20 protein-coding genes are annotated in these 22,485 nt (G+C 55.1%); 5 read left to right on the top strand and 15 right to left on the bottom strand.

Annotated elements, in window-relative coordinates:
• Positions 1-134: 134 nt before the first annotated feature.
• The 6 genes from ABEA92_RS06550 to ABEA92_RS06525 all read right to left on the bottom strand — a co-directional run bounded on the left by ABEA92_RS06550 (position 135) and on the right by ABEA92_RS06525 (position 7,338).
• The gene (locus ABEA92_RS06550) at positions 135-884 is read right to left on the bottom strand and encodes a DUF3467 domain-containing protein (RefSeq protein WP_345683005.1); all 750 of its coding nucleotides are present in this window, start codon (positions 882-884) and stop codon (positions 135-137) included.
• A gap of 152 nt (positions 885-1,036) precedes the next feature.
• Complete coding sequence (locus tag ABEA92_RS06545; RefSeq protein WP_345683004.1) at positions 1,037-2,626, bottom strand: ABC transporter permease; 1,590 nt, start codon at positions 2,624-2,626, stop codon at positions 1,037-1,039.
• Positions 2,623-3,651 (bottom strand): ABC transporter ATP-binding protein, encoded by a 1,029-nt coding sequence (locus ABEA92_RS06540; protein WP_345683003.1) that lies wholly within the window; start codon positions 3,649-3,651, stop codon positions 2,623-2,625. Before ABEA92_RS06540 ends, ABEA92_RS06545 begins: the two co-directional genes overlap by 4 nt.
• A complete protein-coding gene (locus ABEA92_RS06535; RefSeq protein WP_345683002.1) occupies positions 3,648-5,873 on the bottom strand; it encodes a hypothetical protein in 2,226 nt (741 codons plus the stop codon). The genes ABEA92_RS06540 and ABEA92_RS06535 overlap by 4 nt, the downstream gene beginning before the upstream one ends.
• A gap of 38 nt (positions 5,874-5,911) precedes the next feature.
• Positions 5,912-6,250: a hypothetical protein gene (locus tag ABEA92_RS06530; RefSeq protein ID WP_345683001.1), complete on the bottom strand. Its 339-nt coding sequence runs from the start codon at positions 6,248-6,250 to the stop codon at positions 5,912-5,914.
• Positions 6,251-6,396: 146 nt separating this feature from the next.
• On the bottom strand, positions 6,397-7,338 hold the full coding sequence (locus ABEA92_RS06525) for a nucleoside hydrolase (RefSeq protein ID WP_345683000.1): 942 nt from the start codon (positions 7,336-7,338) through the stop codon (positions 6,397-6,399).
• A gap of 157 nt (positions 7,339-7,495) precedes the next feature.
• Here ABEA92_RS06525 and trpD point away from each other — a divergent pair, with 157 nt between their 5' ends.
• Both trpD and ABEA92_RS06515 read left to right on the top strand, forming a co-directional pair.
• The gene (trpD, locus tag ABEA92_RS06520; protein ID WP_345682999.1) at positions 7,496-8,506 is read left to right on the top strand and encodes an anthranilate phosphoribosyltransferase; all 1,011 of its coding nucleotides are present in this window, start codon (positions 7,496-7,498) and stop codon (positions 8,504-8,506) included.
• Positions 8,507-8,748: 242 nt separating this feature from the next.
• Positions 8,749-10,077: a 3-keto-disaccharide hydrolase gene (locus ABEA92_RS06515; RefSeq protein ID WP_345682998.1), complete on the top strand. Its 1,329-nt coding sequence runs from the start codon at positions 8,749-8,751 to the stop codon at positions 10,075-10,077.
• Positions 10,078-10,310: 233 nt separating this feature from the next.
• Here the strand turns inward: ABEA92_RS06515 and ABEA92_RS06510 are convergent, their stop codons facing one another.
• The gene (locus ABEA92_RS06510; RefSeq protein ID WP_345682997.1) at positions 10,311-11,357 is read right to left on the bottom strand and encodes a phosphatase domain-containing putative toxin; all 1,047 of its coding nucleotides are present in this window, start codon (positions 11,355-11,357) and stop codon (positions 10,311-10,313) included.
• Positions 11,358-11,543: 186 nt separating this feature from the next.
• Entirely contained in the window at positions 11,544-12,830 is a 1,287-nt protein-coding gene (locus tag ABEA92_RS06505; RefSeq protein ID WP_345682996.1) for a polysaccharide pyruvyl transferase family protein, read from the bottom strand.
• A gap of 53 nt (positions 12,831-12,883) precedes the next feature.
• On the opposite strand from ABEA92_RS06505, the gene ABEA92_RS06500 reads away from it, so the two are divergent.
• Positions 12,884-13,066 carry a hypothetical protein gene (locus tag ABEA92_RS06500; RefSeq protein ID WP_345682995.1) on the top strand — a complete coding sequence of 61 codons (183 nt, stop codon included), beginning with the start codon at positions 12,884-12,886 and terminating at the stop codon, positions 13,064-13,066.
• Here ABEA92_RS06500 and ABEA92_RS06495 read toward each other — a convergent pair.
• The 5 genes from ABEA92_RS06495 to ABEA92_RS06475 form a co-directional block, all read right to left on the bottom strand.
• A complete protein-coding gene (locus ABEA92_RS06495; RefSeq protein ID WP_345682994.1) occupies positions 13,058-13,708 on the bottom strand; it encodes a peroxiredoxin-like family protein in 651 nt (216 codons plus the stop codon). The genes ABEA92_RS06500 and ABEA92_RS06495 overlap by 9 nt on opposite strands.
• Complete coding sequence (locus ABEA92_RS06490) at positions 13,705-14,199, bottom strand: MarR family winged helix-turn-helix transcriptional regulator (protein WP_345682993.1); 495 nt, start codon at positions 14,197-14,199, stop codon at positions 13,705-13,707. Before ABEA92_RS06490 ends, ABEA92_RS06495 begins: the two co-directional genes overlap by 4 nt.
• A gap of 243 nt (positions 14,200-14,442) precedes the next feature.
• A complete protein-coding gene (locus tag ABEA92_RS06485; RefSeq protein WP_345682992.1) occupies positions 14,443-17,217 on the bottom strand; it encodes a cation-transporting P-type ATPase in 2,775 nt (924 codons plus the stop codon).
• Between the two features lie 208 nt (positions 17,218-17,425).
• Positions 17,426-17,746, bottom strand: a complete 321-nt coding sequence (locus ABEA92_RS06480; RefSeq protein WP_345682991.1) for a hypothetical protein — start codon at positions 17,744-17,746, stop codon at positions 17,426-17,428.
• 160 nt (positions 17,747-17,906) lie between these two features.
• Positions 17,907-18,383, bottom strand: coding sequence for a universal stress protein (locus ABEA92_RS06475; protein ID WP_345682990.1), 477 nt, complete (start codon positions 18,381-18,383; stop codon positions 17,907-17,909).
• A 453-nt stretch (positions 18,384-18,836) separates the two neighbouring features.
• Between ABEA92_RS06475 and ABEA92_RS06470 the strand changes: the two genes are divergently transcribed.
• Positions 18,837-19,715, top strand: coding sequence for a CvfB family protein (locus ABEA92_RS06470; RefSeq protein WP_345682989.1), 879 nt, complete (start codon positions 18,837-18,839; stop codon positions 19,713-19,715).
• 125 nt (positions 19,716-19,840) lie between these two features.
• The gene (locus ABEA92_RS06465) at positions 19,841-20,335 is read left to right on the top strand and encodes a hypothetical protein (protein ID WP_345682988.1); all 495 of its coding nucleotides are present in this window, start codon (positions 19,841-19,843) and stop codon (positions 20,333-20,335) included.
• A 93-nt stretch (positions 20,336-20,428) separates the two neighbouring features.
• Here ABEA92_RS06465 and ABEA92_RS06460 read toward each other — a convergent pair whose 3' ends face one another.
• Positions 20,429-21,262 (bottom strand): TrmH family RNA methyltransferase, encoded by an 834-nt coding sequence (locus ABEA92_RS06460; protein WP_345682987.1) that lies wholly within the window; start codon positions 21,260-21,262, stop codon positions 20,429-20,431.
• Between the two features lie 112 nt (positions 21,263-21,374).
• Positions 21,375-22,466, bottom strand: coding sequence for a prephenate dehydratase (pheA, locus tag ABEA92_RS06455; RefSeq protein ID WP_345682986.1), 1,092 nt, complete (start codon positions 22,464-22,466; stop codon positions 21,375-21,377).
• Positions 22,467-22,485: the final 19 nt, after the last annotated feature.

Raw genomic sequence — 22,485 nt, 5'->3', positions numbered from 1 at the left:
ACCAAATTACTGCAAAATTCTTACGATTTCGCCGTGAAACGCGGGAGACGATGGTCTGCAAAAAGAATTTTGCGGACTGGCAGCACGACAGCAAAGCGCCGATCTTGGCGGAACACACCGCCGCACGGATGTTTCTAGGCCTTAGGGTCCGAATCGCTACCCGTCGGATCATTGTCCGACGGTGAATCGGGATTCGGCGGAGCATTGCCATCGTCGTAGCGGCCCTGGTCTGTATCGCCGCCAAATTCGCCGCGGCTCGGATCATCGTTGGTGCCGGATGATCCATCAGCAGGACCGATAGGGTTGCCGGGAAATTCGGCAGGGTTGCCGGTTTGCTGTTGCCGACGCTGTTCGAGCTGCTTGACCGCGCCTTTGAGTGAATCGAGCAAGCGAGGGACTTGCCCTGCCGCCACAAAGACTCGCGAGCTGACGGCACTTTGTGGAAAGAAGCTTGTTAGAAAATCCAAGCCAAATTCACTCGCCCCGTGGCCGATCATCACGCCGTTTGCGTAGACACCGCTGAGCACGTGATCGGGCATCTTTAAATCATCGTAGATCTCTTGGGGAGTTGGGCGACGCGACTGGTTTTGTTGTGGGTTGGCCGGTGGCGTCGGAGGGTCTCCGAAGCGATTTCGATACAAATCAAGGTTGGTTTGCAAAGCGTCGATGAATTGCGGCATCACCGGATGAGGAATCACCACGCGTGAGGCAACGCGATGCGGTCGGCCAATCGTTTGTAGGAAATCGATAATGAATTCGCTCGGTCCGGTCATCACAATCGCGCCGGTACTGAAGCAGCCTTCGGCAACGTGATCGGGCACTCGGGCGCGAAGCGCTGGGTTGGCGTCGGCGGGATCGGGAGTCGAATCGGATTCGGATGTCATGCGAAGCAAGCCGTTGGGTGAGATGAAGTCATCGATGGATCGCGTGCATTGCCAAGCTTAGGATACCGCGATGGTCGTCACGGTCATCCGCTCGCTCGATTTCAGTGCATCGCTGGCGTGAAGGTGAATTCTACTTGGTTTGACGCGTCTGTTCAGGGGGACGCTGTCTTGTTTTGTTCCCGCTGGACCTGTTCCGGAGTCTCGGTGCGTCGCGGCATGACGGTACGAGGCATTGTCAGTAAACAGACGATAAAGGCGAGCGTTACCGAAGCAGCGACGCTGAAGACCTCGAGATTTCGTACCGTTCCACTCGGTGTGGCTTCGGCCAGCGTCCATACCCAATTGGTGATTTGCCAATGTGAGTACGAGTAGTTTCGATAGTCGTTTAAATGCAAACCGATCGAATAGGGCACCAACGCGGATAGAACCATTACCGTGACCATCGCGGCCAGACCAATCTCGACACGTGGATGGTTGTTGATGCGTACCAAGGCGACAATCCAGCGGACGGCAATCAATCCGGCTACCAGGTAACTCGAAAACAGAATGCTCAGGCGAAACAACGCTTGTAGGTCCGACGCGCGGAGGTTGGTCGGTTGCTGCCGCTGTTCGAAAAGACCAAACACCACAAAACTGGTCAATACCACGATATTGATGCTGGCAAAAACAAGCCCGGTCGCGGGGCCGGGAGTCAGCCAAGTCAAGGCAACGCGTGCGAAAAAACTCTGTGGTAATTCGCGGCGTATCCGCGGCGTCATCACGGGCGATTCGGCGGCCAGCATGCTGCCAAAGATGGTCCACAGCACCGCCAAAGTGACTGCGATCATGACAAAGATGTTTTCGCTTGGATCGAGCCCTCTAACCGCATAGGCCCCGATGGTGATCAAGATCATCGACAGGATCATCATCGAGATACGCAGATTCGTCGAGCGGTTTTCGCTCTCTGGGGTCAATTGCGCCGCCGTTGCGGTCAGCAACAAGTGACCCGACGACAACGACACCAGCACAGTCGAGGTGCAGAGGAAAAAGATCCAATCGCTGGTAAATGGATTGCCGTTGAGAATCAGATCGATCACGAGGTAGCCGATCGTGTATTCGGCGAACAACAAAATCATCATCAACATCAGCAGCGTGGCGATACGCCCGGTCCTGCTCTGTGCCAACGGAGCAAGGAATAACGCCGCCACGGTTAGCATCAATCCGGCCACCAACAACGCCGCGATGATGATCAATGTGGTCGGTAAATCGACGCCGCGAAGTGTGTAGGCGTATGCCATGCACGGAAACAAGGCGACGAAATAGATCATCATCTGCAGTGACGCGCTCGCGAGTTTTCCCAGCACGATTTGCCAGGGACTCAGCGCCGTGATCGACAATAACTCGAGGGTGCCATCGTCAATTTCGCCTTCCAATGAACGATAGGCCGCCAGCGGCACGACCAACAACATGGGAATCGCCAGCACCACGTAGTAGCCAATCATCAAACGAGCCGCCGAAGGGGTCGTATAGATTTGTGGCATTTGTGACAAACTGCCGACCACGGTCCATGCGAATGCGGCGAACAGCAGCACCGAAAACGTGACGACAAATTGGCGGCTTTTCAGCGCCTGGCGAGTCTCTTTGACCAGAATCGGGTTCAGCCGATCCCCCATTTTCTCGCACCAAGCATCGAATTGGTCCCAGCGATTGGTTGCGTTGACGTTGGGCATCGATCCGGTAGCGACGGATACACTTCCATTCATTGGACAAGCCCTTCGGTGACCTGCAAGAAAACATCCTCGAGACTCTTTTTATGCGACGCAACTTCGACCACACGATAGCCGCGTCCGATGATCCACGCGACTAGATCGGCTTGGTCAGACGCGTCGCCCTCGAATTCAAACCGCAGAAATTCGCCATCAATGATCATCTTTTCGACACTTTGCTGTGTTGAAATCTCCGCCGCACATTCGTTGACCCGGTCGAGCAAACGGATCGATAGTTCGCGATGCGTTTCCCGTTGGCGTTGAATTTGTTCCACGCTTCCGGTCGCCAACAGCGAGCCTTGTTCGATGATCCCGACCGAATCGCACATCTCAGCAAGCTCGGTCAGAATGTGGCTGCTAATCAGCACCGTTTTGCCTCGGTCGGCTAATTCACGAATCATTTTGCGAAGCTCGATTCGTGCGCGTGGATCGAGTCCGGCTGCGGGTTCGTCCAAAATCATGACAGACGGGTCATGAATCAGGGCGCGTCCTAAACACAGTCGCTGCTTCATGCCCTTGCTTAAACCACGGATCGGTTTTTCGGCCATGCCTTTGGTGCCGGTAAATTCGAGCACCCAATCCAGGCGTTGATTCCGCTCTCGCCCCACCAATCCGTTGGCGCGTGCAAAAAAATCCAAGTACTCTTTGCAATTGACATCGCGATAGGTGCCAAACGAATCGGGCATGAATCCGAGTCGTCGACGGACGAGTTCCGGGTCGTTGACCACCGAGAATCCGTCAACGAATGCGTCGCCATAACTCGGTAAATCAAGCGTCGCCAAGATCCGCATCGACGTCGTTTTGCCCGCACCATTTGGGCCGATGTAACCAAAGACATGACCGCGAGCCACCGAGAACGAAATGTCGTTGACCGCTTTCGTTTTACCAAAAAAACGATGCAGCCGGCGAAGCTCGATGCAATCGGTCGATCCCTGGTGCACGCCTCCAGTCGCGGTCGATGGCGTGGTCAAATCGTTGTTCGCGTCGGAACCGGGGGCCGCAAACGAAGAAGTCATTTTCATTTGAGTGTTCCAAACACGTAGCGGACGCTGTCGACAAGTTCCGTTCCTGAAACCAAAACCACATCGCTGCTGACGTCCGAGACAGCAACGAAATGATAATGTGGAATCTCTCCTTCCAATTGCATCCGTTGATTCAACCAGCTTTCAAAGGAACCTGATAACACTTCGGATTGTGACATCGATTGATGTTGAATTTGATCGCTAATGTTGACCATCAAGTCTCGCGTCATGCGGCGATAACTTCGTTGCTGCGATCGATAAATGGTCTGTTCCATTGGTCGGTGTCGGTTGTACAGGTCGCCAATGATTTTCGACGATGTCGATCGTTCAATCGTATCGCAGGGAATTGCTTCGCTATTGCCAGGCACAAATTCGGCGAACCAGTAGTCACCGTCGGCATCGCGAATGATGCAATCCCGGAGCGCAAAATCGAAGCGGTTGGTGATCGTTGCCGTAGGAGCCAGCGGATCCGCTTTTTGGGTTTCGATCGACAGATTGCCGATGTTCTCGCGAGGTTGATGGACAATGAATTGACGCTGTTGACGTGATGGCAGAAACGCACTGTCAAATATTTGCTGTTGGGCTTCCACGCGAACGTTTCCAAGGATCGCGGGACTCCGCTCGGCCAATTCTTCCCACGACCCGTCACTGCCGTCGGTGTAACGCATCACCTCGGCATCGCCGGCAAATGACAAACCTTCGGTCGGTCGAAGACCGGCAAAATAAGTCGATTGGACTCGTTCCCCCGCGTTTCCCGACGCACCGTCGACCCAAGTCATTTGGCGGACGCGTGCGGAGGTACCAAAGCCGTCCGAGAGGATGCCATAGGTGAACATCAGCGCCGTGGTCACGATTGCCAACACGGGGGCAATCAAAAACATCAAGTACGTCCGTCCTCGTTTCGCTGTGCTGCGATACGCCACCGGACCGACCAGGATGACGAACAAACCAAGCAGCGTCATGAACGTGTACACCGGCGGTTGTGCGACACCGGGAATTAACCAACGGCTGAACCGGCGGTCGCCGAGAATGGGGTCAACGCCTCGCCGCAACATCGGCGAAACACGATGTCCCAGCGTGTGTTCGACGATCCACCAATGCCGCGAACTGGGGAATTCACCGTCATTGAGTTTCTGTAAGCCAAAGACGATGCCTGCACCGAGGGGCCGCAACCAAATTTTTTGGTTCCAGCCCTCGTCGACTGGTTTGAGGATGTTTTCGTTGAACATCTGTTCGCGCGACAGCGCATTGAGCGACAAGGACTTGGGGCGATCGGCCGTCAAACTCAGCATATCGACAAATGATTGCTCGGATTCGCTGTCGTAAAGTGCGATCGATCCGCCATTGAGCACCCATTGCTGAATCGCTTTGAAATTGCCGTTTTCGATCGCGGCTTGTGCGGCCGACGGATCAAAGATAATCAGGTCAAAATGTTGATAGCCCCGCCAATCCGTGGGCAACTCGGATTGCCCGGCCACTGCGTCAGGACCGTTGCGAAACGCGGATTCATAAAAGCGAGGGTCATCACGGGGGGCACCGATCGAGTTGCGAAACGAGGAGGTTGCGAATCGAGAATCGCGTAGCATCAACGGACGCAGGTCAGGAAGTTTGGTGTAATCGACGTCGTCGGTGTCGGTGATCAGCAGCCAATTCAATCGTTGTTCGTTCCGATACACATCGGTATCAAACGAGCCTATTTTGGCAACGCAATCTTCCAGCGGTCGCCCCTGTTCGTAGACCGCAATACGGTACTGGTAGCCAGCCGAGAATTTTGGCAGATAGCGAGTGACGCGCGCCGTCGTGGCTCCCTGGGGAAGCAGCAGCGGTACATCAACAAGCAATCCATTGGTGGGCGGCATTTGGCCTTCGGGGTCCGAGCGAAAACGCAGCGTCAATCGGCGGTCTGCCGCAAACGTGCTGGTCGAACGCGCCACAATATTGACAGGGACACTGCCCGCCAAAGGCTGTTGCACCAGTTCGATGTCCAATGTGAACCCCAGCGTATTGGCCTTGGTCGTAGGCAATCGCACGGTGCCGGTGGTCGGTGGCAACAACGAGTCCATCGACCAAGTCAGCTGGGGCGAAGTCGCGGTGGGCGTTGCGGCGGCGACTTCCACGGATGCATCGGATTGATTGTTATCGGCCCTCGCAACCGATGACGCCGCGGACACGGTGACACAAACCATCACCATCACCGATGCAAGCCATCGTCGATGGGGCATGACTACGGGCGATGCAAAGTGAGATTGGCGATTGCCGATCATGCGTTGGGCTCCCGTGGAGGCATGATTTGCGGTGGCAATTGCCCGGCGGCAAAGGGGCTGCCCTTTAACGTTTGTTCATCTTCGCCTTCAAACCACAGCGAGGAAATGGCCCAGGCAAACAGAAACGTCAGCGCGAATAATGCAAAACAGATCAACGGAACCGCAAAACCCACGATGGCGGCGGTGGCGAGGGCGCCACCGTTTCCCGCTTGACGAGCCACGGCCGCAATCACCGCTGCCAATGTCGTGACCGCAAAAACAAAGCGAAATGAGATGCGAGGTAGCAATCGGCTGCGCACGACCGGTTGCGCCGAAGAGGGTTTCGCACTAGGCATGAAAGATTAGATGACAATCGAGTGAGAATGAGAGGGAAACTCTGGCTCGATAAGTATAATGGTTTCGGGAACCCCAGGTGTGCTGTTTTTGCGCTCACTGATACGTTTTTTGCCGCTTTGAAACATGTGATCATGTGATCGCCGTGCTACGTTTGCTGGCCGGCGTAACGCAAACTACGAATGATCATTTCGTGAGCCTCTTCCGCATCCACATCGACGGCGACTTCCATATTGATCGGCCATTCGGGCCGTAGTCGCTGGTCAAACACCGTGACGCCACGCGTCAATTCGCCGCGTGTTTCGACCTTGCCCGCCATGGATTTCCACGTGAACAGATCGGGTTCGATCAGCGATAAGATGGTCGTTGCATCGTACAGCGGGACCAATTCGCGTCCGAGTAATTGGTGTGCCGCGCGGAACGCAAAGGGAATCAATTTGTGTAACAAGTTTCCGGCGCGTGAGTAACGGGCTGGCAATTTTTCTAGCAGATCCACCCCGAAACTCATTGCATCGGTGATATCCAGCGGGATCAAGCTTTTGGTCGTGGCGGATTCGAACACGTCATGGGCGGCCGCTGGGTCAAAGTACATGTTGAACTCGGCCGACGCCGTCACATTGCCCGAATGAGAGACCGATCCGCCGCCGATCACGATTTTGTCTAGCAGCGGCAAGATCGCCGGATCGCGTCGACAGATGCGAGCAATGTTCGTTGTCGGCCCTAGACACACCACCGTGACTTCGTTGGGGTACTTACGAGCCAGTTCGGCGATGACTTTTTCGCTTGTCGGCAAATGTTGACGCGCCGACTCGGGGAAATTGCAATCGCCTAGCCCGTCGTTGCCGTTGAGATGCCGATCGTCCACCACCGGAGCGTCTTCCGGGGGCCCTGCTTTGCCAATTCGCGGGTATTTGATGGGGTCAAGCTGTTGGACCACCGCGATCACGTTAGAGGTTGCCTGATCCGCATCGACCGTGCCCGCAGTGGCGGTAATCGCCAGCACCTCTAAACGCGGGTCGAAAAGTGCCATGCACAATGCCGTGGCGTCATCGATACCGGGATCACAATCGATAATGATTTTGCGTGTCATGGAAATTCTTTGGTTTCAATAACGTGGCGTGAGCTCTGGGGGGCGTCGCAGCATGAGCGGAAAGGATATCGTATCATGGCAACGAAACCCAGTATAAACTTGACGTCACTTCAATTCTCTTCCTCCCCTCTTTTTGGTTGAACCCTCAAACTTCGCCATGGCATCACTTTTTCAGGCCGCAATCGTACAAGCTAATTCCGGGATCGATTTGGACGAAGATCAAACCAGCGAGTTGATTGATGCGATGCTGCGGGGCGAAGCGGAGGAGCGAGACGTCGCAAATTTATTGCTTGCACTGAAGGAAAAAGGGGAATCGGTCAGCGAGTTGGTGGGGGCTTCGCGTGCGATGCGTCGTCACATGACGCGAATTCCGCATTCTCACCCAGTGTTGCTGGACACCTGTGGAACGGGCGGCAGCGGCAGCGGGACGTTCAATATCAGTACCGCCGTGGCAATTGTTGCTGCAGCCGCCGGTGTGGCCGTTGCCAAACATGGAAATCGTCGCGCGACAAGTTTGACGGGATCAGCTGACGTGCTCGAAGTTTTGGGAGTGCCGATCGAATGCGACGCCGAGTCGGTCGCCCAGCGGTTGGATCGTGACGGCATTTGTTTCTGTTTTGCAGCCAAGTTGCATCCGGCAATGCGGCATGTGATCGGAGTGCGGCGACAATTAGGGGTTAAAACGCTGTTCAACTTGCTCGGCCCCCTCTGTAATCCCGCCGGAGCGACCCACCAATTGCTGGGAACCTCGACTCCGGAAACACAATCGATGGTGGCTGCCGCGATTGGAGCCTTGGGAACCACCCGCACCTTTGTCGTGCATGGCGCCGACGGGCAAGACGAAGTTTCACTCGACGGGGCAACGCATGTCATCGATGTGCAATCCTCGACGAGTGAACAATATCAATGGACGCCCGACGATTTTGGGCTTCAACCGGCCAGCCGTGATGCATTGTCCGCAGCCGATCCCAATGAAAGTGCCGAAATTATTCGCCGCGTTTTTGCTGGGGAACCAGGCCCTTGCCGCGACGCCGTGTTGGCCGGGACTGCCGCAGCACTTGTCTTGGTGGGGGCCGCCAACGACATCCGTGACGGAGTCGCCAAGGCAGCGCAAACCATCGACTCAGGAGCTGCAAAAGACAAGCTGGCGTCCTTAGTCGGTCACTAGGGGCTTCATCGCGCCCCCCTTTTCCACGCAGGTTTGCAGTGCTGCGTTTGTAGTTAAACTCGCACGTCCCCTTTGTCGGACGCCGCTGCGGTTTCGCAATCGTAGCGTTGTCGTGGGCTGCGAATTTTTTGGGGTAACCAAGGAATCTTTGCAGCTTCAAATGCATCGGAGCGACATTTTTTTGCGTAATTGAATTAGACTGTTGGCTTCCAGCCTTTTACTTCCCTCCCAGGACCCCACCCATGAAAAAAACGTTTGCCTCGCTTGCCTTGACCCTGCTGACGTTGTTTGCAAACGGCGTTGTACAAGCCGAAGCCCCTCCAGAAGGTTATCGTGCGATCTTCGATGGCAAGACCCTTGACGGTTGGCAAGCTCGTCCTCACTTCAACCCCACCGAGTTGGCTAATATGCCAGCCGAGGAGCGAGACGCGAAGCTAACGCAGTGGATGACCGAAGCCAAGCAGCACTGGACGATCGAAAACGGTGAATTGGTCAATGACGGCAAAGGGCCCTACCTGACCACGAACGACAACTTTCGTGACTACGAGTTGTTGCTTGAATACAAGACCGTGCCTCGCGCCGACAGTGGCATCTATTTGAAAGGCACCCCTCAAGTTCAAATTTGGGACTCGACCGAAGAAGCCAAGTTCAAAATCGGTGCAGGACTGGGCAGCGGTGGACTTTGGAACAACAGCCCCGGCGCCCCAGGCAAGGACCCGGCCAAGTTAGCCGACAAGCCGTTTGGCGAGTGGAACTCGTTCAAAATTCGCCAAATTGGTGCCCGCACCAGTGTTTGGCTCAACGGCGAAAAGGTCGTCGACAATGCGATCATGGAAAACTATTGGGATCGCAAATCGCCGCTGGCAGTAGAGGGCCCGATTCAATTGCAAACCCACGGTGGCGAAATCCGCTGGCGTAATCTCTTCGTCCGCGAGTTCAGTGGTGACGAAGCAAACGAAATCCTCAGCCGCCAAGACAACGATTCCTTCAAGTCGCTCTTCAACGGCGAAAATCTGGACGGGTGGCAAGGTGCCGTTGATAACTACGAAGTCGTTGACGGTGCGATCCGCTGTAAAGCCGGCCACGGTGGTTTGTTGTTGACCGACGACCAATACAGCAACTTCGTTGCTCGTGTTGAATTCCGTTTGCCACCCGGTGGAAACAACGGCTTGGCAATTCGCTCGCCGCTTACCGGTGATGCCGCTTATCAAGCGATGACCGAGTTGCAAGTGCTTGATAACGAGCATCCCAAGTACGCCAAGCTTGACCCCCGTCAATATCACGGCAGCGTCTACGGAATGATCGCAGCAAAACGTGGTTATTTGCGAGAAACCGGCCAATGGAATTTCCAAGAGGTGACCGTCAACGGTAGCCGAATCAAGGTCGAGCTAAACGGCAACGTGATTCTCGACGCCGACGTGGCGGATGTCACCGAATTCATGGCAGGGCGACCGCATCCCGGCAAGGATCGTAAGACAGGTTACTTTGGTTTCGCCGGTCACAATGATCCGGTTGAATTCCGTAGCGTTTCGATCCGCGAATTGCCTGCCACGCCGGAAGCGTCAAACTAAGGTTGTCGACGTAATCATTAGAGTCCACGCCCTCTCGTGGCGTGGACTCGCAGCAAATCCGGATTGTGTGAACCATTCTTCCGCCTAGAGCTTGCCTCGGCGGAGGTGGCAGATGTTTGTAGCGGAGCATCTTGACCCGAGTGTCGTAAGGCACCGGGTGATGCGTGAGACCCGGCCGCTTACGCGTCGCGGCTCAATGACTCACCAGCCACGCTGCGAGTGGCGCTGCCGTGTTAATTGCGATACTGATCATGGCACTTGGTGCATAGGGTGCCCATTCGATGGAGGTGACGATTGGCTGCGGCGTGGTCGTTGCTTCGGATTGCGTTTTCGAGGTCGGCCGCGACGTTTTCAGCCGCAAGCATTTGCCGCCAGTAGGCGTCGTCGTATGGTTCCGCGTCGTGATGTTCCGCACCCTCAGGTTTGGATTTCGATCTTAGTCGCACGGATTCTCGGAAACATTCGCGAAGCAGTGCAGCTTCTGCCGCGGGGCGTAGGTCCGGGTGCGATTCGAGTCGTGTCCAGTCCTGTTCGGCAAACTGGCTGAGATGTTCGTTTGCTTGATCGATGGCCACCATCAGTGACGCCATCGAGTTGATCGGAGCGATCGGAACCAGCGGCGGCAGTGGCTTGTCATGGGCGGGTATCTCAAAGGATTTGACGTCTCGCCATAATCCCGGGTAGCGATGGCTTGTGCCCGCTTTTTCCAGAATGTCCATTGCCGATTCACGGTCGGCCGAACCATCGGCGATGCAGGCGATGGCGGCTGCGGTGGGGCCACGATGTTTGCCGTGATGACAATGAATGTAAAACGGACCCTCGGCCGTTTTGACAAGGTTGACGATCGATTCGCTCGCGTTCGAGCCCAGCCCGTCGTAGCCGATCGGAATATGCACGTAACGCAGTCCCGCACGCTGGGCGGCTTCCACATCAGGCCGTGCCCCATCGACGCTGACGATCGTGCGAATCCCCATTTTGGCAATCTCTGCAAATGCCGCCTCGTCCTCGGGTTGAGCCCCCGAATAAATCCGCTCGGTCAATTGAAATAGATTGTGAAGATGGGTTCGCGAATCAGGCGAAGCAGGTTGGATTATTAGCGGCAGAGGCGAAGTGGGGCGTTCCGGTTTGGGTGATGTCGCGGTCTCTTCGCCCACGCAATCGCCTGGGCGAATCAGGCTGCAGAATAGAATGCACAGAAAGATGGCGAAGAGGTGAGTTACCGTTGTTTTCATCGGATCCGACGGAGGTAGCAAGTCATTGCGGTGAGGAAACAAGTTCATGCATCATAGCCACTGCGGCGACGCCCGCGCAGCCCCAACCGGCACTGCGTTCGCCCCCCGTGGCAAAACGAGTCATTCGCAAAGCACGCCATGCATTTCATCCACGCGAATCAATCGGAAGCATTTCGAGTCTCCCCTAACAATTTAAATATCTTGCCCTATCCCCGCCTTAACCACGATGCAGACTTACCCCAACACACGGCTTAGTTGTTGCATTGTTTCACGCTGCCGTTTTTCGACGAATTTGCGTGCCTGGGCAGCTTTTTCTTTTGCCGCCGCTGGGTTCTTCGCCATTTCCAAGACTGTCGCTGGAAGCTGTTGCCGGCGTGGTTCGTCGTCCAGATCAAACAGCCAATCGCCCAGCCCAATGTCCTCCCACATCCAGCCCTTGCTGGTCTGTTCTTCGAATCGGCAGACGATGGCAGGGACTCCGTGCCCGATGCACATGATCGGAGAATGCATTTCGTTGCCAAACAGTCCCGCACTGCGGATATACGTGCTGATCGCTTCGCCAGTCAACCAGTAGTCGGGCCGCCACGCGATTCGCGATAAGATCGCCGGTGGCAATTTGTCGTAAATCATTTCTTTGCCAACTTGCATTTGCGTGCGATCCTCGGGGCAAACCAGTACCTTCAGGTCGGTTTGCTTGACGATTTTGATGATTGCTTCGCGAAGTGGCGCGTGATCGTGCTCCTTCATCATCTCGTTGCGTCGGTGTTTAACGGGATCGAATTTTGAATTCTCTTTGATCGTCCAGTACGGGGTATAGCGAAGCCGCGGAATGCAGCAAAGAAATTTGCCGGCTTCAAGATCGTGTTTCTGCAAGAATGCTTCTGCTTTTTCGTCGTCACGTAAATCGCAGGCAAAGGCCGCATCCGGCCCAAACTCCATCACCGGACTTTTCACCCCGAGTTGTCGTGCGAACGCAAGCGATTTCGAATCGCGGAAATAGACAAAACTCGCCCCGCTGAGAATGTCAACCGTTTTCTGTAGCGAGCTCGCCGACGTCGCTGTGGTGGCGTGTGACATCTTCGGCGGCAGGGTGATCCCGTAGATACCGTACGGCTTGCCCGTTTTTTCACGCCAATCACGAACGTCCTTTTCTGCCACGAGTGACGCCCCTGAACCGTGCAACAAGAAGTCACATGTTTGATAGGCTTCAGCGAGCTGGCGGGATCCCTTTTTGGCGATTTCCAATTTTGGAAACCGCGATCGCAATAACGCTTCTACCCCGTTATCGACATTGCTTGGGCACAGGACGATCTCGGCATCGGGAAGATGCGTTTCGAGGATTCGCAGCAAACCGGGCGTGTGAGCGATATCGCCGATATTGACGGTCTGCCACGATGATCGAAGCAGGATGCGTTTGGGTTGGGTGTCGCCGGCGAACGCGGCGCCGAGACGAATGCCCGATGAAACGCCGATTGCGGCAGCAGCGGATTGAGCCAGGAAGTGGCGGCGGTTGTGATTCATTGCGAGAGACTCGAGCGGGGGATAGCGGGGGATCAGGAGGGCATCGCATAAACATGGATGCGGTGGGGAAAGGGGCGAACGGGCAGCACCCCATTCTGATCGATATTCGACCTCCGATCCACAATCCTGGACTCACCGAGTTCGCGTTTCTGCTCGATTTTTTTCCTCGCGTGTTTATCCGCGAGAAGCCGCGATCACTGCATGCCGCTTACGGCGTCGGCTATGAATTACGCTAACGTTTGTAGCGCCGCAATCACCTCGTCGGGTTCCGCTCGAGTACGGTAGTCGACATTGGCGTATTGCCAAGCCACGACGCCATCGCGTGAGAGCACAAACGTGGCGGGGATCGGCAACATGCTGCCGTTGCCGTTGTTGATTTCTGCCAAATCAAGGCCGCGGTCGTTTCGCATGTGATCAAGAATCAGCTCGGGGACTTGCCATGCCACACCATACGTCGCGGCAACACGGGCGTCTTGGTCGGACAGCACCGTAAATCCAAGCTCATCATGCTCAGTTTTCGTCAGCGAGCCATCGGGGGCTTGAGGGCTGATTGCAACCATCTGCGCTCCGAGATCACGGATCTCCGGCACGCGAGCTTGCATCGCCTTGAGCTGCAGATTGCAGTAAGGACACCAGCTTCCGCGGTAAAACATCAGAACCACCGGGCCGTCGGCCAGCAGATCGGAAAGGGCAACCGTTTTGCCATGGGCGTCGGGCAACGCAAACGCCGGTGCTGGTTGCCCCACGGCGATCGCCTCGCCGCCTTCTTGGAAATCTCGAGCCTTCGCGAGTAAGGTGTCAATCTCTTGGGCGAACCCTGGTTTAGCTTGACGCGTTTTCGCAAACTGCGCATCGGTTTGTTGCTTCAGAGTGGTCAATTTGGTTTCTGCTCTGCAATTAATGGTGATGAACGTGCTTTGGCCAATAACGCCACGAGTCGTTTGCACTCTGCTTCGGTCATGCCTTCACAAACACTTTGATGAAGTGCTGCAACGGGTTCGTCCATTTTTGCAAGCAGTTTGCTGCCGCTGGCCGTAATCGAGATAAACCACACTCGCCGATCTTGATTGCAGCGTTTGCGTGCAATCAGTTTCTTTTTCTCAAGCTTGTCGAGCAGGTTGGTGATCGCGGGCGTGATTGCGATTAACCGAGCGGCGACTTCGAGCGAGGGCAGCGGCTCACCGGCGGCGCGAAGGATCCGCAGCACGTTGTATTGCGGTTCGGTCAGTCCGTATTCGCGAAACAGTCGTCCGAAATGATACTGGAACTGATCGTCGGTCCGACGCAAATCGACCACTACCGTTTCTTGGATCGTACCCAATTCACGCCATTTTTCGGTCGACCGTTTCTGACCCTTCTTCGCCAACACTTCCGCCTGTCAAAAGAAATTAGCCCAACTGTTAAATTTAGTTTAGCGCTAATCTAATTCGAAGGCAAGTAGGTGCTGTCGGGATACGCTGTGGGCAATGCCATCGAAGTTTGATTAGCGGCGCGTGCTGCGCCGCTGGAGACACCTGGGCTGCGGTGGCATGGAAATGGGGGCGCTGGTCATCTTGTCATCCTTATCGCACGATCCTTGTTGCATTGGGATCACAGCAAAATAAGACCCCAATCAGGACGGGTCCAAGGTGTTCATGGGACGCTCCGACATGGACGCATTTTTCGCGCTCGCGCGGCTGCGAAGTTTTCGCCGCAACCATTTCTCAAACCCGACAATCATGTAAGTCGCCAATCCGGTGAGCAGGATTCGCCACCACGCATCCCAGCCAATCGGTGCGCTGTGAAAAATGCGATTCATCACTGGCAGATGAGTGAACGCGATCTGCAGTACCACCATGGTGGCGACGCCGAGACCGATCCAGCGGTTGGACATGACGCCGAGTTCGAACATCGATTTCGTTAACGAGCGACAGTTGAATAAATAAATGACTTCGACCATCACAAACACGTTCACCGCGATGGTACGCGCGACCGTCTCGCTATAGCCTCGTCCGATCGCCCATTCGAACGAGCCAAAGGCGCCTACCAACATGACCAAGGCGACCAAGACGATTCGGCCAATCAAATCGCCGGTTAAGATCGGAGCCTGCGGATCGCGGGGGGCGCGCGTCATGATGTCGTCTTCTTTGGGCTCAAACGCTAACATCAATCCCAATAAGACCGCGGTGGTCATGTTGACCCACAGAATTTGGACCGGCAAGATCGGCAGCGCCACGCCGACAAAGATTGCTGCCAAGATCACCAGCCCTTCGCCCATGTTGGTGGGCAGCGTCCAGACGATGAACTTGGTCAGATTGTCGAACACACCTCGGCCTTCTTCGACCGCCGCTTTGATCGAGGCAAAATTGTCGTCGGTCAACACCATATCGGCGGCTTCTTTGGCGACTTCGGTCCCCGTGATCCCCATGGCGACCCCGATGTCGGCTTGTTTCAGCGCCGGCGCATCGTTAACGCCGTCACCAGTCATCGCGACAATGTGTCCGTTGGCCTGCAAGGCGCGAACGAGACGCAATTTCAGCTCGGGGGTGGCTCGCGCGAACACCGCCACTTGATCGGCTATCTCGATCAGCTGTTGGTCGCTTGTCTTTGCCAGGTCATTGGCGGTCTTGACGATCGGAGCCTGCTCGTTGTCTTGGTGCACGCCATCAAGCCCAAGTTGAATTGCAATCGCTTGCGCCGTTTTGGCGTGATCGCCGGTGATCATTTTCACCCGGATGCCGGCGGTTTGGCAGGCTTTGATCGCGGCGATCGCTTCGCTCCGTGGCGGATCGATCATGCCCTGCAGTCCATAGAAAACGAGGTCACAGGTGTCTTCGTGGCGAATTTCGTTGGTGGTTGGTGGCAACGGCTTGCCTGCAAACGCCAGCACTCGCAGCCCTTTCGCGGCCATTGCTTCGACTTGCCGATGCACCAACGCGACGTCCAGCGGACCGGTCTCTCCCGATCGCGTCATGGCCAGCGGGCACTTCGACAGCAGGACTTCCACCGCTCCTTTGACGTACAAGTGCCGCGGCTGACCCGCCACATTCTCGTGTAGCGTCGCCATGTATTGGTGCTGGGATTCGAATGGAATCGTGTCCAAGCGAGGCGATTCGGCTTCGAGTTGGCTGCCATCCAATCCCGCTTTGCCTGCGACGGCGATCAATGCACCCTCGGTCGGATCGCCTTGAACCTTCCATCCCGATTCGGTGTTGATCAATTGCGAGTCGTTGCATTGGATGCCAGCCTGTAGACAATGACGCACCGCGGGACTGGCCAACACTTCGGCGTGATCCTCGCCACCGACTTCGATGCGTCCGTCGGGTTCGTAACCGCTTCCCGATGTCCTCAATTGCTGTCCCGCCGACCAGATTTCCAGCACCGTCATCTGGTTTACCGTCAAGGTGCCTGTTTTATCCGAACAAACGACCGTGGTGCTGCCGAGTGTTTCTACCGCTGGCAATTTGCGGATGATCGCGCGGCGTCGAGCCATTCGCGACACACCGATCGCCAGCGTAATCGTGACTGCGGCAGGCAAGCCTTCGGGGATCGCACCGACCGCCAACGCGACCGCCGCCATAAACATCTCGAATTTCGCTTGCCCCCGCGACACGCCGACGATGAAGGTGACGGCAGCCAACAACAGAATCACGACCAACAGCAGGCGGCTGAATTTGGCGATTTTTCGTGTCAGAGGCGTCTCGAGTACATCCGCCAGCGAAATGAGTTCCGAGATGCGGCCGACCTCGGTGTTGCCTGCGGTCGCGACCACCACGCCGCGGCCTTGGCCGTACGTCACAAGGGTCGACGCGTAAGCCATGTTGCGGCGTTCGGCCAGCGGTGTTTCTAGCTGCAGGTCAATCGCCTTTTTTTCGACCGGTACCGACTCGCCGGTTAACGCCGACTCATCCACCTGCAAATCTCGCGACCTCAGCAATCGTAAATCCGCGGGAACTTTGTCGCCGGATTGCAGCAACACCACATCACCGGGCACCAATTCGGTCGATGGGATGTTTCGCGTCTCTCCCGATCGAATCACGCGTGCTTCGGTCAATGTCGTCCTGGCTAATGCCTCGAGCGCTTTGGCGGCTTTGGATTCTTGCAAATAGCCGATGATGGCGTTGACCAGCACGACGCCGAAAATGACCGATGCATCAACCCACTCGTCCAATAACGCCGTGATCACGGCGGCGATCAACAGAATGTAAAGCAGCGGTTGATGAAACTGAATCAGAAAGCGGACCAACGGACCAGGACCGCTGCGAGCGGGAAGCGAATTGGGACCATATTCCCGTTGCCTCGCCTCAATTTCGAAACGATCCAATCCACGATTGGAATCGCTTTTCAGCAATTCAACGACTTCGTCCGCAGGCGTTCGATGCCATAGGCGTTCATTCAGCGTTTCCATGCGTTCTTCCTACGACGATCCCCACGCGATCAATCCCGTTCGATACTCTCTCGTCATGTTGAGGCTCTAGGTATGCCAACAGATGCGATGATTGTGAAGCAATGTTGACATTACATTCATCCAACTTGGAAATTGGCTTCCATCGGACCGACAAAGGATGACGAAGTTTGTCGTGTGATGAATCGCACACGTGTGACATGGTGTCTCGCTAACCGTTTCCAAAACCGTGCGATTGTTCCGGTGAGCGACTGACAGCTTGATGCCAACGTTTGATGAACGTTTCTCCGTGCTCGGATTCAAGCCGCTGTCGTTCGGCGTGAACCTTCTCTAAAACCTTAGGCCACCACACCGTGTCGAGGTACTCGAGACGACGCTTCTTTTCCTCTTCTGAAATTCCTTCGGCATTGGGATCCATATCGGCATGATCAAATTGCATCTGCCGCCAACAGTCGCCTTTGGCGGGCACGTAGCCGGTCGCATCCTGCGGAAACTGGTCTCCAAAATGCTCTAACTTGGATTTGTGAAACATTTCGTTTTCTCACTTTCTTAGCCGCAGCGATTGGATTGTGAATGGGGATCGCTAACTCTATTGTACGTGGCGGCGGTCGCTAGCAACAATTCAGAGCGAGGGGGCGGTTTGAGAATGCCGAGGTGCAATTATCGCAATCTTGGCCGGAATTGACTCGTCGTCAGTCCCGCAATACCAGCACGGGACAGTGAGCCAAACGGACCACCCGCTCGGCGGTCGAGCCAATCAACAGCCGCGTGATCCCGGTGCGTCCGTGCGATGGCAGCACGATCAGATCGAAACCATTTTGTTGGGCAAAGTCGGTGATGCCGTGAGCCGGTTCGTTGACAACCGTTTCGTAATTCAATCCGTGATGAGCATCGTCGTTGAACTCTGCCTGCAACATTTTTAAGGCACGCTGCTGGTGGTCTCCGTCGATTTCGGCGGCGAGACCCGCGTTGGGCATTCCAAAACCTCCACCGCCAAGTTCGATACCGTTGTCTGCGGAATAGCCGTACAGTGGAACGGGTTCAACGACGTGTAATACCGTGATGTTCTCGTTCTTGCTGGCGATCTTCATCGCCGTTTCAACCGCCGGAAGCGAGAATTGCGAGAAGTCATACGGAACAAGGATTTTTGCGTTATCAAAGTGGTTCATGATGTCCTCAGGCAGGTGTGGCGGCGAGGATTTTTCGCATGTGTTTTGCGGGTTGCAAAAAGATGAATGCACACGCTGTGCCAATCGGCATCGCAGTGTGCATCATGAAGACAAGAATGCGAGCGAGCGACGTCTGGCTGAATTCGTAAACGTTTTGGTCAGCGTTTTGGTCAGCGCTGCGAAGTGGCTTCGCTGAAGAGGGGGGGATTTAGCGAAGCGGAGTCCATCAAAATGTTCACCAATGGCGTGTGCTTCGCGAAACTCATGGCAAGTCATGGTAAAAAACGCTTCACCGCGTTGCGTTTTAATGCAGGCTCGAGTGCCGTCTGGATCTAACCTAGCCGAGTCGGCAGATCGTCAAGGACGGCTTTGGGCGATAGACTAGCATGGATAGCTTGGGAGCAATCTTCAGAAAGGCTCGGCGGCTAGTGTGAGGCGGTTTGTCTGCGATGGATGAACTCGACCAATCACGTTGTCCCTGCATCCGCGAAAAACATTGAAGCCATGATTCAAATCGGCAGCACGTATTCTCTCGAGGTGGTCAAAGACACCGAATTCGGGTTCTTTTTGGACGCCGAAAATCTAGGTGAGATTCTGCTCCCTGCAAAACATGCTCCGGACGATTTGAATGTTGGTGATACGGTCGAAGTCTTCCTCTACTTGGACTCGGAAGATCGCCCCATCGCGACCACTCAAACTCCGAAAGCGGAGGTTGGCGAATTCGCGTATCTAAAGGTCAAAGACAATACTTCGATCGGTGCGTTCTTGGACTGGGGATTGGACAAAGATGTCTTGGTCCCGTTTGCGGAACAGCATCGGCCGATGATCGTGGGTAAATCCTACATTGTCTACTTGTATCTTGATAACCAAGATCGGATCGCGGCGACTTCAAAGATTGATAAAGTCGTGCTGGAAGACGATGAGCACGATTTTCATCCGCAGCAAAAGGTCGATTTGATTATCGCAAACAGCACCGAATTGGGCTTCAAAGCGATTGTGGATCAAAGCTATTGGGGATTGCTGTACAAAGACGAAGTCAATCGACGACTCAGTTTTGGTCAAAGCATCCAAGGCTATATCAAACAGATTCGCAAGGACGGCAAAATTGACTTGAGCCTGAAAAGTGGTCAGGAAATCCGCGACAACTACAGTCAAGTCATTCAAGATTACTTACGCGATCACAACGGATTCGCGCCGGTTCATGACAAGTCTCCTCCTGCTCAAATCTCTGAACTGTTCGGGATGAGCAAAGGGCAGTTCAAAAAAACGATCGGTGCCCTGTATAAACAAAGAGTCATCACGATTGAAAAGAACGGAATACGATCGGTCTGAATCTTTTTTAAAGAGGTCGATGTTGGGCGGGGTGACAGGAGTGAGTTCAATTCCTAAAGATCTGTTCGCCGTTTCGTGTGAAGCCCCCGTCTCAAACTAAACTCTTTCACCAGCCTAATATCATCATGAGCCATTTCTATCGGTACGAAAAAAGACAGCGGCGGACTGCGATGCTGCTTGTGGTCAATATGGTGGTACTGCTTGCGATGTATCTGGCCGCTCGCAAGTTCATTCAGCCAAGCGAGGCAGGCGAGCAGTTGTTTTATTGGATGAATATTGCCTTGCCGATCGTTGAACTCGGTCTACTCGTTTTTGCGGTTTTGTTTTGGATTCAAGATGGGACTTTCAAAATAGCGGTGGACGCCGACCATTTTGAAATCGCCGATCCCCTTTCCGAGAAAGCTTCGTTCTGTGTTTCGGTCAAGGAAATTGTCGAGATCAGTCAAACTCACGAGAAACATGTCGGGGTCAGCAAGATCACGATGCTGATGAAATCGGGCGAACGGATTCCGATCTTGCAGAACTACAACTACAGCCGAGGCAAGCTGTACGCCGCATTGGCGAAAGCAAACTCCAACATCCGTTTGCCGGAACATACGTTTCGGTTCAAGCAGGTTTAGCGAAAACAAAGCGTCCGGTGACGGTCTCGTTTTCGAGAAAGGGTCTGAACTTGATTGACCGCAAATGACGCGAGAATGGACTTCGTTGCCCACTTATGCAGTATCCGGGTCGGCCAACGCATTCGGGTCGGCCAAAGCGTGCATCAGGATCGCGGTGGCGACGGCGACATTCAGACTGTCCGTTCCTAGTTGCATCGGGATGGTGACGCGGTCCGACGCAAATCTTTGAATGGCGGTGTCCACGCCGCTGGCTTCGTTGCCGACGATCAGCAGTGCGGGTTGGCTGTTGACGTCGAGATCCTTTAAGCGGGTGGCGGGCGGTTGCAGCGTCGATGCGATCGTGCGAATCGCGGTGCTTGTCGTCAGTCGCTGTAGATCGCTCAGCGGATCGTCTAGCCGAAACAGACGATGTTTGAATACTGCGGCCATGCTGACTCGAATCACTCGCCGGTGGAATGGATCAATGGTTTTTCGATCGACGAAGAGGTGGTCGATGCCCAACGCGGCGGCACTGCGAAAGATACTGCCGACGTTCTCTGGTTCCGATACCCCCAGCAGCGCCACGCTGAGTTTCGGGATCTCGGGAAGTGCAATGAAATCGTCGATCGTCGCAATCTGCGGGCGCACTCCACACGCCAAGACGCCACGGTGGAACTCGAACCCAATCAATTGAGAGATGTCGGTATCCGAAAGCGTGTAGATCGGCACCTCGGCAGGGACGATTTGAGCGTACTCGTCGCTGCGGTGCTGCTGGACCAAGATCGATTCGATTTCGTAATCGCTTTCGATCAAGCGGCGGACCACCCAATTGCCTTCGACAACAAAGTGGTTGCCGTTTTTCGATAACTCGCGATGACGCAAGTCGCGATAGATGGCAATCCGAGGATCGTCGATTCCGGTCGCCTGGATCACGCGAGATGAGTTCATCGATAGAGGGTGGAGGATGCGGAAAAAGGAGAGAATGCTGTAAAGGAGAGAATGCGGACTGGCGGATTGGGGCGGATGACAGACCGGAAGCCTATCCCACATTGCAGGAAGTCTATTCGACGTTTTGTGCTTTGGGATACGACCCTAACACATCGAGTCGCTTGGCTTGCTTGGATAGGGTGGCGATCGCATCGGCTACCGATTCGTCGTCACGGTGGCCGCTCAATTCGACAAAGAACAAGTACTCGTTGCGAGTTTCAGGACAGGGAAACGATTCGATCCAGGTCATGTTCAATTGGTTGGTCTTGAAAATCATCATCACGTCGGCGAGTGCACCAGGTTGATGATTGATTTGAAACAGCAGCGAGGTCTTGTCGTCCCCGGTCCGTTGAGGCCGGTCTTTGCCCAGCACGGCAAATCGGGTGACATTGTTGGGGTTGTCTTCGATGCTGGCCCCGAGCACTTCCAAGTTATATTGCCGGCCTGCTTCGAGGCTGGCGACCGCCGCCACGCCGGGTTGTTCCGACGCGGCCTGCGCCGCCGCAGTGGTGCTGGTCGTTTCGACCAAACGAGCTCGCGGATAATGCGTCGCCAGATAGCCGCGGCACTGCGAAAGCGCTTGCGGTTTACTATGAATTTCGCTGATCGATTCACGCGGCGATGCGGAAAGCAGATTGTGATGGATCGGCAGCACCACTTCGCCACAAATCTGCATCTGCAATCGAATGAACATGCCAAGCGTATCGACGATGCCGCCATCGGTGCTGTTTTCGATCGGAACCACTCCGGTCGCCAGATCGCCGCGTGAGACCGCTTCAAACACCGCGGGGATCGAATTCAGGGGGGCAAAATCGGCGGCTTGGCCAAAGTACTTCAGTGACGCCAAGTGGCTGTAGCTGTACTCGGGACCAAGAAAGGCCACGCGGATCGGCTGGACTGCGGCAAGACAAACGCTGGCGATGTGACGCAAAATATCACGTTTGGATTGAGCCGGGATCGCGTTTGGCGACGCCCCCAGATCACCCATCGCAGCGATCAGTCGATCGATTTGATGACTCGACAACGCAACCGGCCCGGTGTTGGACGCTTGCATGTTGGGTTTGCTCGCTTGGGCACCCTGGATCACCAACGCGGCTCGTTGGTCCACCAGCCTGAGGATGTCGCGGTCGATTGCATCGATCTGGTCTTGGTTCGGATTTGGCATGAGGTGTGAGGGGTTCGCA

The organism is Novipirellula caenicola (assembly GCF_039545035.1).
Classification (GTDB): Bacteria; Planctomycetota; Planctomycetia; order Pirellulales; family Pirellulaceae; genus Novipirellula; species Novipirellula caenicola.
The sequence above is the reverse complement of the archived record's forward strand: the minus strand, read 5'-3'. Positions and strand labels throughout refer to the sequence as shown.